General features: G+C 59.9%; 17 protein-coding genes (1 of these 17 cut by a window edge). 11 read left to right on the top strand and 6 right to left on the bottom strand.

Annotated elements, in window-relative coordinates; genetic code table 11:
* The first annotated feature begins 37 nt into the window (after window positions 1-37).
* The 3 genes from NF676_RS22920 to NF676_RS22910 are packed head-to-tail and all read left to right on the top strand — an operon-like array spanning window position 38 to window position 2,656.
* Window positions 38-1,021: a FecCD family ABC transporter permease gene (locus NF676_RS22920; protein ID WP_252887987.1), complete on the top strand. Its 984-nt coding sequence runs from the start codon at window positions 38-40 to the stop codon at window positions 1,019-1,021.
* Window positions 1,021-1,788 carry a heme ABC transporter ATP-binding protein gene (locus tag NF676_RS22915; protein WP_252876905.1) on the top strand — a complete coding sequence of 256 codons (768 nt, stop codon included), beginning with the start codon at window positions 1,021-1,023 and terminating at the stop codon, window positions 1,786-1,788. Before NF676_RS22920 ends, NF676_RS22915 begins: the two co-directional genes overlap by 1 nt.
* 19 nt (window positions 1,789-1,807) lie before the next feature.
* Window positions 1,808-2,656 carry a ChaN family lipoprotein gene (locus NF676_RS22910; RefSeq protein WP_252886810.1) on the top strand — a complete coding sequence of 283 codons (849 nt, stop codon included), beginning with the start codon at window positions 1,808-1,810 and terminating at the stop codon, window positions 2,654-2,656.
* 232 nt (window positions 2,657-2,888) lie between these two features.
* Here NF676_RS22910 and NF676_RS22905 read toward each other — a convergent pair whose 3' ends face one another.
* The 4 genes from NF676_RS22905 to NF676_RS22890 all read right to left on the bottom strand — a co-directional run bounded on the left by NF676_RS22905 (window position 2,889) and on the right by NF676_RS22890 (window position 6,252).
* Window positions 2,889-3,683, bottom strand: coding sequence for a Crp/Fnr family transcriptional regulator (locus NF676_RS22905; protein WP_252886809.1), 795 nt, complete (start codon window positions 3,681-3,683; stop codon window positions 2,889-2,891).
* 15 nt (window positions 3,684-3,698) lie between these two features.
* On the bottom strand, window positions 3,699-3,971 hold the full coding sequence (locus tag NF676_RS22900) for a TfoX/Sxy family protein (protein ID WP_016773175.1): 273 nt from the start codon (window positions 3,969-3,971) through the stop codon (window positions 3,699-3,701).
* Window positions 3,972-4,259: 288 nt separating this feature from the next.
* The gene (locus NF676_RS22895; protein ID WP_252886808.1) at window positions 4,260-4,604 is read right to left on the bottom strand and encodes a pentapeptide repeat-containing protein; all 345 of its coding nucleotides are present in this window, start codon (window positions 4,602-4,604) and stop codon (window positions 4,260-4,262) included.
* Window positions 4,605-4,695: 91 nt separating this feature from the next.
* Window positions 4,696-6,252 (bottom strand): bifunctional aminoglycoside phosphotransferase/ATP-binding protein, encoded by a 1,557-nt coding sequence (locus NF676_RS22890; protein ID WP_252886807.1) that lies wholly within the window; start codon window positions 6,250-6,252, stop codon window positions 4,696-4,698.
* A 116-nt stretch (window positions 6,253-6,368) separates the two neighbouring features.
* Between NF676_RS22890 and mrcB the strand changes: the two genes are divergently transcribed.
* The 3 genes from mrcB to NF676_RS22875 are packed head-to-tail and all read left to right on the top strand — an operon-like array spanning window position 6,369 to window position 9,794.
* A complete protein-coding gene (gene mrcB, locus NF676_RS22885) occupies window positions 6,369-8,693 on the top strand; it encodes a penicillin-binding protein 1B (protein WP_095181816.1) in 2,325 nt (774 codons plus the stop codon).
* Window positions 8,694-8,709: 16 nt separating this feature from the next.
* Entirely contained in the window at window positions 8,710-9,459 is a 750-nt protein-coding gene (locus NF676_RS22880) for a tetratricopeptide repeat protein (RefSeq protein ID WP_041477844.1), read from the top strand.
* Window positions 9,459-9,794 (top strand): YqcC family protein, encoded by a 336-nt coding sequence (locus tag NF676_RS22875; protein WP_016773180.1) that lies wholly within the window; start codon window positions 9,459-9,461, stop codon window positions 9,792-9,794. Before NF676_RS22880 ends, NF676_RS22875 begins: the two co-directional genes overlap by 1 nt.
* A gap of 38 nt (window positions 9,795-9,832) precedes the next feature.
* Here the strand turns inward: NF676_RS22875 and NF676_RS22870 are convergent, their stop codons facing one another.
* Window positions 9,833-10,804 carry an IS110 family RNA-guided transposase gene (locus NF676_RS22870; protein WP_252867835.1) on the bottom strand — a complete coding sequence of 324 codons (972 nt, stop codon included), beginning with the start codon at window positions 10,802-10,804 and terminating at the stop codon, window positions 9,833-9,835.
* Between the two features lie 339 nt (window positions 10,805-11,143).
* Window positions 11,144-11,560, bottom strand: a complete 417-nt coding sequence (locus tag NF676_RS22865) for a DUF4124 domain-containing protein (RefSeq protein ID WP_056790380.1) — start codon at window positions 11,558-11,560, stop codon at window positions 11,144-11,146.
* Between the two features lie 399 nt (window positions 11,561-11,959).
* Here NF676_RS22865 and NF676_RS22860 point away from each other — a divergent pair, with 399 nt between their 5' ends.
* From NF676_RS22860 to msrP, 5 genes are all read left to right on the top strand, one after another.
* Complete coding sequence (locus NF676_RS22860; protein ID WP_252886806.1) at window positions 11,960-13,684, top strand: acetolactate synthase 3 large subunit; 1,725 nt, start codon at window positions 11,960-11,962, stop codon at window positions 13,682-13,684.
* Between the two features lie 2 nt (window positions 13,685-13,686).
* Entirely contained in the window at window positions 13,687-14,178 is a 492-nt protein-coding gene (gene ilvN / locus NF676_RS22855) for an acetolactate synthase small subunit (protein WP_003176102.1), read from the top strand.
* A 46-nt stretch (window positions 14,179-14,224) separates the two neighbouring features.
* The gene (gene ilvC, locus NF676_RS22850; RefSeq protein WP_003228216.1) at window positions 14,225-15,241 is read left to right on the top strand and encodes a ketol-acid reductoisomerase; all 1,017 of its coding nucleotides are present in this window, start codon (window positions 14,225-14,227) and stop codon (window positions 15,239-15,241) included.
* A gap of 148 nt (window positions 15,242-15,389) precedes the next feature.
* Window positions 15,390-16,247: a CDP-diacylglycerol--serine O-phosphatidyltransferase gene (pssA, locus tag NF676_RS22845; RefSeq protein ID WP_016773182.1), complete on the top strand. Its 858-nt coding sequence runs from the start codon at window positions 15,390-15,392 to the stop codon at window positions 16,245-16,247.
* Between the two features lie 63 nt (window positions 16,248-16,310).
* Window positions 16,311-16,417 carry the start of a protein-methionine-sulfoxide reductase catalytic subunit MsrP gene (gene msrP, locus NF676_RS22840; protein WP_252886805.1) on the top strand. Its footprint extends 907 nt past the window's final position, so 107 of the gene's 1,014 nt are visible here — the first part of the coding sequence; it begins with the start codon at window positions 16,311-16,313; its stop codon lies off the right edge, out of view.

Here is a 16,417-nt window from a genome sequence, read left to right as displayed (position 1 = left end):
ACCCCGTGGCTTGTTCATCGGCCTGACATTGTTGTGTCTGCTGGCGATCTGGCTGTCGCTGGCATTGGGGCCGGTGAGCCTGCCGCTGTTTGACACTTTGCGCGCCGCGCTGCGTCTGGTTGGCGTGCCGCTGGCGCCGGAGGGGCTGGAGCAGGCCGAGCTGATTCTCGGCCAGATCCGCCTGCCGCGAACCTTGCTCGGCTTGGCGGTCGGTGGCGTGCTGGCGCTGTCCGGCGTGGCGATGCAGGGTCTGTTTCGTAATCCGCTGGCGGACCCGGGGCTGGTCGGGGTGTCCAGTGGCGCGGCACTTGGCGCGGCGATTGCGATTGTCGGCGGCTCGTTCTTTGGCGGCCTGCCGGAGTGGTTCGGGCCGTATCTGTTGTCGGTGTGCGCGTTTCTTGGCGGGCTCGGGGTGACGGCGCTGGTCTATCGGCTGGGCAGGCGCAACGGTCAGACCCACGTGGCGACCATGTTGCTGGCCGGTATCGCGCTGACGGCGCTGGCCAGTTCGGCGGTCGGTCTGTTCACTTATCTGGCCGATGACGCGACGCTGCGCACTCTGACCTTCTGGAACCTGGGCAGCCTCAACGGCGCCAGTTACGCGCGGTTGTGGCCCTTGCTGATCATCACCATCGGCGTGGCGCTGTGGCTGCCGCGTCGGGCCAAGGCATTGAATGCCTTGTTGCTCGGTGAATCCGAGGCTGGTCATCTGGGCATCGATGTCGAACGGCTCAAGCGCGAACTGGTGTTATGCACCGCGCTGGGTGTTGGCGCGGCGGTGGCCGCTGCGGGCATGATCGGTTTTGTCGGGCTGGTGGTGCCGCATCTGGTGCGCCTGCTGGCCGGCCCGGATCACAAAGTGCTATTGCCAGCCTCGGTCCTGGCGGGTGCGAGCCTGTTATTGCTCGCCGATCTGGTGGCGCGCCTGGCGCTGGCGCCGGCGGAGTTGCCAATCGGCATTGTCACCGCGTTTATCGGCGCGCCGTTCTTTCTTTATCTGCTGCTGCGAGGGCGTGCCTGATGTTGTCTGCGCACAATCTGCATGTTCGCCGTGGCCGCAAAGCGGTGCTCAGTGGAGTCACGCTCGGGCTCGAACCCGGCGAGGTGCTTGGCGTGCTGGGGCCGAACGGCGCCGGGAAAAGCACGTTGCTTGGCGCCTTGTGCGGGGAGTTGCTCGCCAGTGACGGCAACGTTTCGCTCGATGGACAGGCATTGAGCTATTGGAGCGGAACACAGCGGGCACAACGACTGGCGGTGTTGCCGCAGGTGTCGACGCTGGATTTTGCCTTCGCCGTCGAAGAGGTCGTCGGCATGGGCCGTTTGCCGTACCAGACCGGGCGCGTACGTGATGACGAAATCGTCGCGGCAGCGCTGGCCGCCGCCGATGCCGGTCACTTGGGTGGGCGCAGCTATCTGGCATTGTCCGGTGGCGAGCGTCAGCGCGTGCATCTGGCGCGGGTGCTGGCGCAACTCTGGCCGGGTCAGGCCGGGCAAACCTTGTTGCTCGACGAACCGACATCGATGCTCGATCCGCTGCATCAGCACACCACCCTGCAGGCGGTGCGCGAGTTCGCCGATCGCGGCGCGGCGGTACTGGTGATCCTGCATGATCTGAATCTTGCGGCGCGCTATTGTGATCGCGTGCTGTTGCTGGAGGAGGGGCGCCCGGTTGCGCTGGATACCCCGCAGCAGGTGCTGCGTCCGGATACGCTCAGAGCGGTGTTCGGCCTGGAGGTTTTGGTGCAACCGCACCCGGAGCGTGGGCATCCGCTGATCATCGCCCGCTGATCAATCATCGAGGTGTCGCATGCGTGGATTGTGGTTGTTGGCACTGGTGTTGCTCGCGGGGTGTCAGCACGTGGCGGCTCCACCGGTGGGCGGCGATATCCGCGATCTGCGCAGCGGCGAGATGCTCACCGCGCAGCAACTGCTGGTGCGTCTCGCTGAACCTGAGCGTTTGATCATCGGTGAGCAGCACGACAATGCCGATCATCATGCTGCGCAATTGTGGCTGTTGCAGTCGCTGGGCGAGCGCCGGGTGCAAGGCAGTCTGCTGCTGGAAATGCTCACGCCGGATCAACAAGCGAAAGTCGATGCGCTGCGCCAGTCGAAGTCCGTCGCGGCTGATTTGCCTGCGGCATTGGCCTGGCAGGAGGGCTGGGACTGGAATCTTTACGGGCCGATCGTGCGCTTCGCTCTGACACAGCCATATCCGCTGCTGGCGGCCAATCTCGATGACAGCGAAATCCGCGCGTTTTATCGAAATCCACCTGCTCTCGACGGCCCGCGCAGTAATGCGCTTTCGGTTAAAAAAACCTTGCTTGGGCAAATCAGTGAATCCCACTGCGGCCTGCTGCCCGAATCACAGATGCCGGCGATGTTGGCGATTCAGCAACAGCGTGATCGACGCATGGCCGAACGCATGCTGGCGGCGCCAATGCCTTCGATCCTGCTGGCCGGTGCCTGGCATGCGCGCAAGGATGTCGGCGTGCCGCTGCATTTGCTGGATCTTGGCGCTGACAAACCACCGATCGTATTGATACTCGCCGAGCAGGGCGATGCAGTCACGGCAGCGATGGCCGACTACGTCTGGTACACGCCGGCGACGCCGAAGCCCGATTACTGCGAGCAGATGCGCCAGCAATTCGGCAAATGACTTTTCTGCGGGCAAAAAAAGACCCGGTAAAAACCGGGTCAAATAACCGTGATTAGCCTGATGAGGAGATAATCTGAGAGTCCGAACCAAGGGCTTTTCAGAATATCGACTGATCTCGCGACCAGTTGTGATAATCATAGCGATTCTCATTACCGAGTCAACCGCTGTTTTTGCCAATCTGTAATTTAGTTTTGCGAGTGGTGGTGAGGCCCTGTGAATAAAGGGCTATGCGCTAGGTGCGCTGCGTCGTCAACTGCGTAATCTGCCGATTCAACTGTCCGATGCGTCGAGCCATACCCTCAATCAGGCCATGGGCGATCTTCGGGTTGCTGCGGGTCATGCTCAAAAACTGATCACCAGGAATCAACATCACCGTGCTCGGCTCGGACGTCACTACCGTGGCGTTGCGCGGCTCGCCGGTAAACAACGCCATGGCGCCGAAAATCTCGTCCTTCGGCACGTCACCGACCTTGTGCCCGTCAACAAATGCCTCGGCGTGCCCGTCGATGATCACGAAGACATGATCCGCTGCATCGCCCTGTTGGATCAGCACGGCGCCGGCCTCGACCCGTTTGAAGCCGTTGGTGCTGCGGAACTCCCGGGGTTTCAACTCGGCCACAGCGTGGGCGAGCAGCGCCATTTGCCCGAGCAGATAGCTCAGAAGCTGCTCGGCTCGATCAGGGTCGGCATACAAATGCTGCAAAACCTCTGCGCGACCATAGGGCAGCAGGCGCACAGTGCTGTCGCTGCATACGCGACAGTCGCTCCATTGCTCGCCACGTTGCAGACCGAGCAGATCACCTTCCTGCCAATAGAACAGAGGGCGGCCCGCGATGCAGCCATGCACAACGCCCTCGCTCAGCAAAAACAGCTGATCGTCCGGCAACTGCGCATACAAATCATCCGTGGCCTCCAGTTCGACAACAGTCGCGCACGGCGACAAATCCTGCAGCCACTGCCCGGGAAGACTCTGCAAGCGATTGATCAATGCGTCGGCGTGGGCCGATTGTTCCCCCAGTAAATACATGGCGTCAGCGCCTGTTCAGTTCTTGTGGCGCGCGGAAATGGCTTCGAGCTGTTTGTTCAAGGCGTCCTTGCGCTCGGCAGGGATGTCGTTCCAGTGCACGTCCATCAACGCCCCTTCGATCGCATACAACAACACCTTTGAAGCGCGAAAGCCTCGAGTACGCACGGCCCGGTAGGCATCCACTGCACCTAGGCGACGCAAGTCCGAGGCGCTGTGGATGCCCACGGCATGCAGCCATTGCGCCGATGTCTTGCCAAGATTTTTCAGGTGTTGCAGTTCATCATTCATCAAGCCTCCTTGCGACGGCCGAATGGTGCGTGGGCGAGCTTCTCAGCAGTGTAGCCATCAGTAGGAAAAGCGTGGTTGTTTGGTCGGATTCGACGCAAAAGCTTCTAAGAAAGGGGGTAAAGGACCTGCGAACGCAGAGGGAAGCGAGTTAGGCGGTTAACAATGGGGGAGCGAGCCTGCTCGCGAAGAGGGCGTATCAGACACAATCAATATCGACTGACACTACGCCGTCGCGAGCAGGCTCGCTCCCATAGGGGCAAGGCGTGGTGTCAGGAAGATTTCCGGATATCAGCGAGTGCGATAGCGCAACCGTGTACCGAAATTCATCGACATCAGGATCTCGTCGGCACTCAGCTCCGGCGGGAAGTACGCACCGGAAATCTGTGCATGGGCCAGGCTGGCGCCTTCGAGCGAAGCCTTGCGAAAATCGATGCCACGCAAATCGGCGGAGCGGAAATACGCATCGCGGAAATCCACGTTATCGGCGTTCAGTTCACGCAGGTCGAGGCCACGGAAATCGCCGCCGACCATGTCGATCAGACCATCCTGTGGACGTTCTTTGTTGAAGCCTGCAACGTCATCTCTGTGCAGCAGGGCGTAAAGCGGAGTTTCGAGCAGTTTAGGCTGGCTCATGTCAGATCACCTGTTGGTTTTATGACGCCAGTATAGTGCCACTATTTGCCGGCCGTGAAGCGAGCGAGGGCTTCACGGCCGAAATAGTTTTTTACAGGCCAGGCAGGCGCTGACGGATCTGCGCGACCACGGTGTCCAGCGTGCCGGATTCATTGGTCTGCACGCGTTTGCTGCGCAGAATCTCCTCCGGGGTCAGCGCTTCGCGGTTGACCTGCTGCGCTTCGATCACTGCCAGGGTGGCGTCGGACGGATCCTTCTGATCGGCCTGGCGCATCGCCAGCCAGCTCTCGATCACGGCTTGCGGGGCGTTGCAGTCGAGGATCAGGAACGGCGTGCCGGTGGCTTCGGCAATCTTCGCCGCGTTGTCGCGCTGTTCACGCTTGAGGTAAGTCGCGTCGATCACCACCGGGAAGCCGGCGTGCAGGATCACCTCGGCGATTTCATGCAGGCGCGCGTAGGTCGCGGTGCTGGCATCGGCGCTGTAAATGCCGGCCTGCACGTCGTTGGCAACGGTCTGCTCACCGAACAGGCGCTTGCGCTCGACATCGGAACGCAGGCGAATTGCGCCCAGCGCTTCGACCAGGCGCATGGCCACATGGCTCTTGCCGACGGCGGAAACACCGTGGGTAATGGCCATGAAGCGCGAAGGAATGGTGCTGTAGCTTTCCGCCAGATTGGCGTAGTTGCGGTACTGGCGCAGGGTGGTGGCGCGCTGCACCGCAGTCGCGTCCGCCGGCATGCTGAACAATGCCACCTTGGCCCGCACCAGCGCGCGGTAGGCTTTATAGAAGTTCAGCACTTCCAGGCCCTCATAGTCGCCGGTCAGTTCCAGGTACTGGCTGATGAGGCGACGCGCCAACGATTTCAGGCCACGGTCTTCCAGGTCCATGGCGAGGAAGCCGGTGTCGGCCCAGACATCAGTGAAACGGAATGGCTCGTTGAACTCGATGCAGTCGAAAATTACCACATTGCCGTCGATGACCGTGGCGTTGCCCAGGTGAATGTCGCCGTGGCATTCACGGGTGAAACCTTGCGCCTTGCGCTGGGCGAACAGGGGCTTGAGGCGCTCGAAGCTGCTTTCGGCCCAGGCTTTCAATGCCTCAAGTTGCAGCAAATCGTTCTTGTCGCTGAGGAACGGCAGGATCTGCTCGAAATTTTGCGCGACCGGCGCCATCACGCTGTCCGGCGTGCCGGCGTCGTGTTCGGCCGGGACTTTCGGGGCGTTGAGATGGAAATGGGCGATCTGCTCGGCCAACGCGTCGATGTGCTGAGTGGTCAGTTCGCCATTGGCTTGCAGGGTGCTGAGCAAGCCGCTCTGCGGGAACTGGCGCATTTTCAGCACGTATTCGATAGCCGGGCCGTCGCCGCCCAGTTGCGGTGCCTCGACGCTGCCGGTGACCGGCAACACGTCCAGATACAAATCATCGGTCAGACGCTGGTTCAGCCGCAGCTCTTCAGCGCAGAAATGCGCACGTGCGTCGAGGCTGGTGAAGTCGAGGAAGCCAAAATTCACCGGCTTCTTCACTTTATAGGCAAAGGGTCCGGTGAGAATCACCCACGAGATGTGGGTTTCGATGACCTGAAACCCTTCGACGGGATGCGGGTAGAGGGCCGGGTTTTGCAGGGCAGCGATCAGGGACTGGCTCACGGGCGATCCTTCAGAGGCGGGGGAATTCGAGGCGGCCATTATGGCTGCTTGCCCGCCTGACGCAAACCTCCGCGCGTGCCTGTTGAGGATCGATAAAGTGCGTATAATCCGCCGCCATGACTCGATCCCGATCCCCCCGTACCAAGAAAAAACCACCAGCCAAGGGCCTCAGCCCATGGTTGAGCTGGGCCATTAAACTCAGCCTGGTCGGCCTTGTAGTGCTGGCCGGCTTTGCCGTTTACCTCGATGCCGTGGTGCAGGAGAAGTTCTCCGGCAAGCGCTGGACCATCCCGGCCAAGGTGTACGCGCGCCCGCTTGAGCTGTTCGTCGGACAGAAGCTCAGCAAGGACGATTTCCTCACCGAACTCGATGCCCTCGGCTATCGCCGCGAAGCCGTGAGCAATGGCCCCGGCGCCGCCGCCGTCAGCGGCAATACGGTTGACCTGAACACCCGTGGCTTCCAGTTCTATGAAGGTCTGGAAAAGCCGCAGCCAGTGCGTGTGCGCTTCTCCGGCGACTACGTCGCCGAACTGTCCTCGACCAACGGTTCGAAACTGTCGGTGGTGCGCCTCGAGCCGCTGATGATCGGCGGCATTTACCCGAAAAATCTCGAAGACCGCATCCTGATCAAACTCGATCAGGTGCCGCCGTACTTGCTCGAAACCCTGATCGCCGTCGAAGACCGCGACTTCTACAGCCACTGGGGCGTGTCGCCGAAATCGATCGCCCGCGCCGTGTGGATCAACACCTCCGGCGGCAAGATGACCCAGGGCGGCAGTACGCTGACCCAGCAGTTGGTGAAGAACTTTTACCTGACAAGCGAACGCAGCCTGACCCGCAAGCTCACCGAAGCGATGATGGCGTTGCTGCTGGAACTGCATTACGACAAGAAGGAAATTCTTGAGGCCTACCTCAACGAAGTCTTCGTCGGTCAGGACGGCCAGCGTGCGGTGCACGGTTTTGGTCTGGCCAGTCAGTTCTTCTTCGGCCAGCCTTTGTCCGAACTGAAACTGCATCAGGTTGCGATGCTGGTCGGCATGGTCAAGGGACCGTCCTACTACAACCCGCGCCGCAACCCGGAACGCGCGCTGGAGCGGCGCAATCTGGTCCTCGACGTGCTGGCGCAGCAAGGCGTGGCAACCCCCGAACAAGTCGAAGCGGCGAAGAAAATGCCGCTCGGTGTGACGACTCGCGGCAAGCTCGCCGACAGCTCGTTCCCGGGCTTTATCGACCTGGTCAAACGCCAGTTGCGCGAAGACTACCGCGACGAAGACTTGACCGAAGAAGGCCTGCGCATCTTCACCAGTTTCGACCCGATTCTGCAGATGAAAGCCGAAGCCTCGGTCAACGACACGTTCAAGCGTCTGGCCGGGCGCAAGGGCTCGGATGACGTCGAAGCGGCGATGGTCGTGACCAACCCGGAAACCGGTGAAGTCCAGGCGATGATCGGCAGCCGTCAGGCCAGTTACGCCGGTTTCAACCGCGCACTCGATGCGGTACGCCCGATCGGCTCGCTGATCAAACCGGCGGTGTATCTGACCGCGCTTGAGAAACCGAGCCAGTACACGCTGACCAGTTGGCTGTCGGACGATCCGCTGTCAGTCAAAGGCGCCAACGGTCAGGTGTGGAAGCCGCAGAACTACGATCGCCGCTCCCACGGTACGGTGTTCCTCTATCAGGGCCTGGCGCATTCCTACAACCTGTCGACCTCGCGCCTGGGCCTGGAAGTCGGCGTGCCGAACGTGCTCAAGACCGTAGGTCGTCTGGGAGTTACCCGTGAATTCCCGGCGTTCCCGTCGATGCTGCTCGGTGCTGGCGGCATGACGCCGATCGAAGTGGCGACCATGTACCAGACGCTGGCCAACGGTGGTTTCAATACGCCGATGCGCGGCATTCGCAGCGTGCTGACCGCCGAGGGCGAGCCGCTCAAGCGTTATCCGTTCCAGATCGAACAGCGCTTCGACCCTGCCTCGATTTACCTGATCCAGAACGCCATGCAGCGGGTGATGCGTGAAGGTACCGGCAGTTCGGTTTATAACGTGCTGCCCAAGACCCTGACACTGGCGGGCAAGACCGGTACCAGTAACGATTCGCGCGACAGCTGGTTTGCCGGTTTCAGTCAGGATCTGCTGGCAGTGGTCTGGCTGGGTCGCGACGACAACGGCAAGACGCCGTTCACCGGGGCCACCGGTGCGCTGCAGGTCTGGACCAGTTTCATGCGCAAGGCCGATCCGCTGCCGCTGGACATGCCGCAGCCGGACAACGTCGTGCAAGCGTGGGTCGATTCGCGCACCGGCCAGGGTTCGGATGCCAACTGCCCCGGCGCGGTACAGATGCCGTATATTCGCGGCAGCGAGCCGCCACCCGGCGCCGCGTGTGCAAGCGAAACACCTGCCTCGCCGGAATCGGTGATGGACTGGGTCAAGGGCTGGATGAATTAAGCAAAGAGGGTTTCAAGTGAACAAGTGGTTGATTCCAGCGGTGACCGCCGTGGCTTTGCTCAGCGGCTGCTCCACCGTACAGCGTGGTTCGATTCCGGTAGTGGATTCGGGTACGGCCGTGTCCAATAGCGAACGCATCGGCGCCAATGGCGGTTTCCGCCAGACCACGGTCAAGCGCCCGGCGCAGGGCCAGACTCAGGCGATTCCGCAAGGCGATACCGGCGTGGTGGTGATGGTGCCGGGCGGCGGTGCTGCGGTGTCAACACCGATCAGTTCTTCGCCGATCGTCCCGGGGCCTGCATCCGGCGGTATCACGTCGGGGCCTTACAACCCATCGGCGGTTGAGTCGGCACCGATCAACTCCGGCAGCTACAGCATGCCGTCGACGCCAAGTGGCATTCCTTCGGCCAGCAGCGGTGGCGGGCTGTCGGCGGATGAGCAACTGGACGGTCCGGTACTCGCCTTGCTGACCACCGCGCAACAGCAGCAGGCCGGCGGCGACCTAAACGGTGCCTCTTCCAGCCTGGAGCGGGCGCAACGTGTCGCCCCCCGTGAGCCACAAGTGCTTTACCGTCTGGCGCAGGTGCGCATGGCCCAGGGCGATGCGCCGCAAGCCGAGCAATTTGCCCGTCGCGCGTTGACCATGGCCAACGGTCGTCCGGATCTGCAAGCCAGCCTGTGGGAAATCATCGCTCAATCTCGTGAGAAACAAGGCGATTCCGCCGGCGCCGCGCTGGCCCGTCAGAAGGCCAAGGTTTCCCTGTGATGGACGTGCGTTTCCCGAAAATCGCCGATCAGCTGTTGTTGATTGAACGCGAGCTGCGCACCCAGGGCTGGTGGGATGAGGTTGAGCCATCGGCCGAAGCGCTGAGCAGTGTCGAGCCGTTTTCGGTCGACACGCTGGACTTCGAGCAATGGCTGCAATGGATCTTCCTGCCGCGCATGAAGATGATCCTCGAACAGGATCTGCCCTTGCCGAACGCCTCGGGCATTCAGGAAATGGCGGAAATGGTCTTCGCCCAGCGCAACCTTGGCGGCAAGGATCGGCAGTTGCAGGTGCTGCTCAAAGAGTTTGACCTGCTGATCACTGCCTCCCGCTGAGCGTGGTTGTAGGCGCTTTGTAGATACCGTCTTGAGCCTCACCGGGCAAGCGCAAGTTTCGGGTCATATGGCAGTCCTGACTTGAGCACTCCGTAAATGAAGTGCAGCAGCTTGCGCATTGCTGCGCAGATGATCTGCTTGGGGGCCTTGCCATTGGCTTCCAGGCGTTCTTTCATCGCCTTGATCGCCTTATTGTGTTTCAGCGCCACCATGCCAGGCATGTAAAGGCCTGCACGCAGCCGTGCTGACCCTACTCTTGAGATCAGGGTGTGACCTTTGAGCTTTCCTGATTCCTGCAGCTTTGGATTGAGCCCTGCGGCAGCGACCAGTTGGCGAGGATCACTGTATTTGCGCAGGTCACCCAGTTCGGCGAGCAATCGTTCAAGCGTTTTTTGTCCGATGCCGTCGATGGTTACGATGAGATCCCGCATCTGACGCATATCCGGGTCGTCATCGATGTGTTTTTTGATCGCCTTATGCGTTTCTACGATCTCTTTTTCGATATGGCGCAGAACGGAGTTGATCGAGTCTTTGACCTTTTCGTCGGAAACGTCCAGACGATTAAGCTCCATTTGTTCCATTTCCTGAAGGTCATCCAGGCGGCGCACCATTGCTTTTAACTGGCGGTATTTCAGCGGCTCAGGCGCCCATGGGTGAAGTTTTTGATCCTTTTCCCGGGCAAAGTCGGCGATCAGTTTGGCATCGCTTTTATCGGTCTTGATGCGGCGCAGTTCGCTGTCAGCGTACGCTTTGGTCGTAGCCGGGTTCACGACGCAGACCCGGAAGCCTTTGTTGTAAACGAATTCCGCGAGCTCCAAGTGGTAGACGCTGGTGGCTTCCATCACGATCAGGGCCGAACGCTCGGCGTTTTTTTCTAGCCACGCCTCAAACTCTTTAAAGCCCTTTGGATCGTTGGCCAGCTTGGCCTTGGTTTTGTGCTTGCCGTTGGGCTGGTGTGTAGCGATATCAAAGGTGTTCTTTGCGATGTCGACGCCAACGAAACCGGACATGATCGTTTCTCCACTTGTTCCCTGTTGCGATCATCACGTCACTCTGTCCAACCTTGCGAATGCGGGCTCTCGCCGCAGGCGGGCCCAAGATACCGTGCGAACTGTACGAGTGAGTGTGGAGGGCTGGAGCACGATCTACGTCACAGGCAAAAAGCCTAAGGAGCTGCGCGGCTTCCAAGTCCCTCCCTCGATGATCAGTCGAGAACTATCGCTCCTGACGGAGCGTTAGTCGAGATACAAGGAGCTGCCGAAGGCTGCGATCTTTTGATTTTAGACGAGCAGGATCAAAAGATCGCAGCCTCGTTGCACTCGTCAGCTCCTACAAGTCCGACGTCGCGATTACGAGCAATTCTCGGCAATCTGCTTCTTCGCTTCGACGATGCGCTCCTGACGCTGTGTATCGTCGAGCCTGCGCAAGTCCCCCTCGACCTCCTCACGCAAACGCGGATTGTTCTGCAGTTGCGCCAGGTTCGTGCGTGCCTGTTCGCAAAAGGCCTTGAGCTGCGCCTGCTGCTCGGCGACCTGTTTCTTCACCTTGGCATCAATGGCTTTCTGATCGCCGAGTACGCCGCCGCCCGGCAGCGGCGCGGCTTTCGGCGCGGGTGAGGAGGGCGTTTGCAGGGTCGTCGCCGGTTGGCCCTGCGGCGGTTGTGCATCGAAATGTGTGACGCCTTGGGCATCGACCCATTTGTAGATTTGAGCGGCCGAGCACCATGGGCTGAGACCGATCAGCAAAGTGAGGAGGAGCGTTCGCATGCTGATTCCTTGGCAAAAATGCGCAATTGACGCTAACAGAGTAGCGCTTTTCAGGTTTTTTCTTGCGTTCTCATGTGCTTACCCACAATTAACCCCACAGACGACTTGACTTGCAGAGGGCGAAACAGAAGAATCCAAAGTCCGCTGTAGAGGGACTGCCAGAAGCAGACCCACTCGGTAGATCATGAGGCGCACATCCGCGCCGACCTGTTACACCCGCAACGCGTTACCTCGCGCTGGGTGGGAAAGGCCCGCAACACTTGGGACGATCCCAATACTTGCTCAGTCAGTGCTGACGTAGTCGGCGACCACCGTCGCTCATGCTCTGCCGAGAAGTAAACCTATTAAGACCCGCCCCTTTTTTGTGGACGGTATTCTGGCGTTTTAGAGGTGAACAACGTGGAGCTTTTATCTGGCGGTGAGATGCTCGTCCGCTTTTTGCGTGACGAAGGCGTCAAATATATCTACGGGTACCCGGGTGGTGCTCTCCTGCATGTTTACGATGCCCTGTTCAAAGAACCGGAAGTGACCCACATCCTGGTTCGTCACGAACAAGCGGCTACCCATATGGCTGACGGCTACGCCCGTGCCACCGGTAAAGCCGGCGTGGTATTGGTGACATCCGGTCCAGGCGCCACAAACGCCATCACCGGTATCGCCACCGCCTATATGGACTCGATTCCGATGGTGATCATTTCCGGTCAGGTGCCAAGCACCATGGTCGGCACCGACGCGTTCCAGGAAACCGACATGATCGGTATCTCCCGGCCGATCGTGAAGCACAGCTTCATGATCAAGCACGCATCGGAAATCCCGGAAGTCATGAAGAAGGCCTTCTACCTGGCGCAATCCGGTCGTCCGGGTCCGGTCGTGGTCGACATCCCGAAAGACATGACCAATCCGGCCGAGAAATTCGAATACGTCTTCCCGAAGAAAGCCAAGCTGCGTTCCTACAGCCCGGCCGTTCGCGGTCACTCCGGGCAGATCCGCAAGGCGGCAGAAATGTTGTTGGCGGCCAAGCGCCCGGTGATGTACTCCGGCGGCGGCGTGATTCTCGGCAATGGCTCCGCGCAACTGACCGAGCTGGCGAAAATGCTCAACCTGCCGGTGACCAACACCTTGATGGGTCTGGGCGCTTTCCCTGGCACTGACCGTCAGTTCATCGGCATGCTCGGCATGCACGGCAGCTACACCGCGAACCTGGCGATGCACCATGCCGATGTGATCCTCGCCGTCGGCGCACGCTTCGACGATCGGGTGATCAACGGCCCGGCGAAATTCTGCCCGAACGCCAAGATCATCCACATCGACATCGACCCGGCGTCGATCTCCAAGACCATCAAGGCTGACGTGCCAATCGTGGGTCCGGTCGAGAGCGTCCTGACCGAAATGGTCGCGATCCTCAAGGAAATCGGCGAGACCCCGAACAAGGATTCCGTGGCCAGTTGGTGGAAGCAGGTCGATGAATGGCGTGGCGATCGCGGCCTGTTCCCTTATGAAAAGGGCGACGGCAGCAAGATCAAACCGCAGACCGTGATCGAAACCCTCTGCGAAGTGACCAAGGGCGACGCTTTTGTGACCTCCGACGTGGGTCAGCACCAGATGTTCGCTGCGCAGTACTACACGTTCAACAAGCCTAACCGCTGGATCAACTCCGGTGGTCTGGGCACGATGGGCTTCGGTCTGCCAGCAGCGATGGGCATCAAGCTGAGCTTTCCGGACGACGACGTTGCCTGCGTCACCGGCGAAGGCAGTATCCAGATGAACATCCAGGAGCTGTCGACCTGCCTGCAATACGGCTTGCCGGTAAAGATCGTCATCCTCAACAACGGTGTGCTGGGCATGGTTCGCCAGTGGCAGGACATGAGCTACGGCAGCCGTCACTCGCACTCCTACATGGAATCGCTGCCTGACTTCATCAAGCTGGCTGAAGCCTACGGCCATGTGGGCGTACGCATCACCGAATCGAAAGATTTGAAGTCGAAGATGGCCGAAGCGTTCGCCATGAAGGATCGCCTGGTGATCATCGATGTTGCGGTCGACACCAGCGAGCACGTCTACCCGATGCAGATCAAAGACGGCTCCATGCGCGATATGTGGCTGAGCAAGACGGAGCGTACTTAATCATGCGGCACATTATTTCCCTGCTTCTGGAAAACGAACCCGGCGCTCTGTCTCGTGTAGTCGGCCTGTTCTCGCAGCGCAACTACAACATCGAAAGCCTGACCGTGGCGCCGACCGAAGACCCGACCCTGTCGCGTCTGACGCTGACCACCGTGGGCCACGATGAAGTGATCGAGCAGATCACCAAAAACCTGAACAAGCTGATCGAAGTGGTCAAGCTGGTGGACCTGTCGGAAAGCGCTCACATCGAGCGTGAGCTGATGCTGGTCAAGGTCAAGGCCACTGGCGCCCAGCGCGCCGAGATCAAACGCACTACCGATATCTACCGTGGGCAGATCGTCGATGTCAGCGCCAGCGTGTATACCGTTCAGTTGACCGGTACCAGCGACAAGCTCGACAGCTTCATTCAGTCCATCGGCACCGCATCGATTCTGGAAACCGTCCGTAGCGGCGTGACCGGCATTGCTCGCGGCGACAAAGTACTCAGCATCTAAACCAAATTAGCGCATGGCCTGAACGGCCGGATATAAGGGGAAATTCATGAAAGTTTTCTACGATAAAGACTGCGACCTGTCGATCATCCAGGGCAAGAAAGTTGCCATCATCGGTTACGGCTCCCAGGGCCACGCTCAGGCGTGCAACCTGAAAGACTCCGGTGTCGACGTTACCGTCGGTCTGCGTAAAGGTTCGGCCACCGTTGCCAAAGCCGAAGCTCACGGCCTGAAAGTGACCGACGTGGCTTCCGCTGTTGCCGCTGCCGACCTGGTCATGATCCTGACCCCGGACGAGTTCCAGTCCTCGCTGTACAAGAACGAAATCGAGCCGAACATCAAGAAAGGCGCCACTCTGGCCTTCTCCCACGGCTTCGCGATTCACTACAACCAGGTTGTTCCGCGTGCCGACCTCGACGTGATCATGATCGCGCCGAAAGCCCCGGGCCACACTGTGCGTTCCGAGTTCGTCAAAGGCGGCGGTATCCCTGACCTGATCGCGATCTACCAGGACGCCTCGGGCAACGCCAAAAACGTTGCACTGTCCTACGCCGCTGGCGTCGGTGGCGGTCGTACCGGCATCATCGAAACCACCTTCAAGGACGAGACCGAAACTGACCTGTTCGGCGAACAAGCCGTTCTGTGCGGCGGTACCGTTGAACTGGTAAAAGCCGGTTTCGAAACCCTGGTTGAAGCTGGCTACGCGCCGGAAATGGCCTACTTCGAGTGCCTGCACGAACTGAAGCTGATCGTTGACCTCATGTACGAAGGCGGTATCGCCAACATGAACTACTCGATCTCCAACAACGCCGAGTACGGCGAGTACGTGACTGGCCCGGAAGTGATCAACGCCGAATCCCGTCAGGCCATGCGCAACGCCCTGAAACGTATTCAGGACGGCGAATACGCCAAAATGTTCATCAGCGAAGGCGCAACCGGCTACCCTTCGATGACCGCCAAGCGTCGTAACAACGCCGCTCACGGTATCGAAATCATCGGCGAGCAACTGCGCTCCATGATGCCGTGGATCGGTGCCAACAAGATCGTCGACAAAGCCAAAAACTAAGTCGTCGTCCCTTGTACGAAAAACGCGGCCTAGGCCGCGTTTTTTCGTTTGGGCCGGTGCTTCTGGTATAAAGCTGCATCGTTTGTGGCCGAACTGTCGTCCTCAAGCCTCTGTCGAATTTTTTCCAAACCGTTGCAAGGTAATGTCCATGAGCGAACGTCCCGAAGAGCCGAACAAGGCTTCCGACGCCGAAAGCCTGCTGCCCATCGATGAACACATCGAAGAAGGGCACGACGCCGAAGGTCGTAAAGTCCGGCATCGTGGTATCTATCTGCTGCCGAACCTGTTCACCACCGCCAACCTGTTCGCAGGCTTCTATTCCATCATCAACTCGATGAGCGCGCAGGCCGCGTTGAGCGCCGGCGACTCGGTGAATGCGAGCAAGTACTTCGCCTTCGCTGCGATCGCGATTTTCGTCGCGATGGTGCTCGACGGTCTTGATGGTCGCGTGGCGCGCATGACCAATACGCAAAGTGCCTTCGGCGCCGAGTACGACTCGCTGTCGGACATGGTCGCCTTCGGCGTCGCGCCGGCATTGCTGGCCTTCGGCTGGGCGCTGGGAGACATGGGCAAGGTCGGCTGGATGGTCGCCTTCATATATGTAGCGGGTGCGGCGTTGCGTCTGGCGCGTTTCAACACCCAGGTCGGCACGGCGGACAAACGTTACTTCATCGGTCTGGCCAGCCCGGCGGCGGCAGGTGTTGTGGCCGGCATTGTCTGGGCGTTCAGCGATTACGGCATTCAGGGTTCGAAGATGTCGTTCCTGGTGGCGTTGATGGTGGCGGCGGCCGGCATGCTGATGGTCAGCAACATCAAGTACAACAGCTTCAAGGAGCTGGATCTCAAAGGTCGCGTGCCGTTCGTGGCGATCCTGGCGGTGGTGCTGGTATTCGCTGTCGTGTTCAGTGATCCGCCGCGCATTCTGCTGCTGGTGTTCCTCGCCTATGCGGCGTCCGGTCCGGTGCAGTATCTGTTGCGCCTTCGTCGTCACAAAAACGCCGAGTGATGTAATTTCCCGCATACTCCGCAGTCTATGGGTGCACCTGTCCTCCAAAGCTGCGGAGTTGTCATGTTGATCAAGATCCCCAAAGCATCCGACTGCCATGAGTCGGATGTCACGCCTGAAGCCATTTATCTCTCCCGCCGCCAATTGCTCGGCGCCACTGCTGCCGGTAT

Source organism: Pseudomonas siliginis (genome assembly GCF_024072275.1).
In the GTDB taxonomy this organism is placed as follows: domain Bacteria; phylum Pseudomonadota; class Gammaproteobacteria; order Pseudomonadales; family Pseudomonadaceae; genus Aquipseudomonas; species Aquipseudomonas siliginis.
Note: the sequence above shows the minus strand (reverse complement) of the source record. Positions and strands in the feature narration are given on the sequence as shown.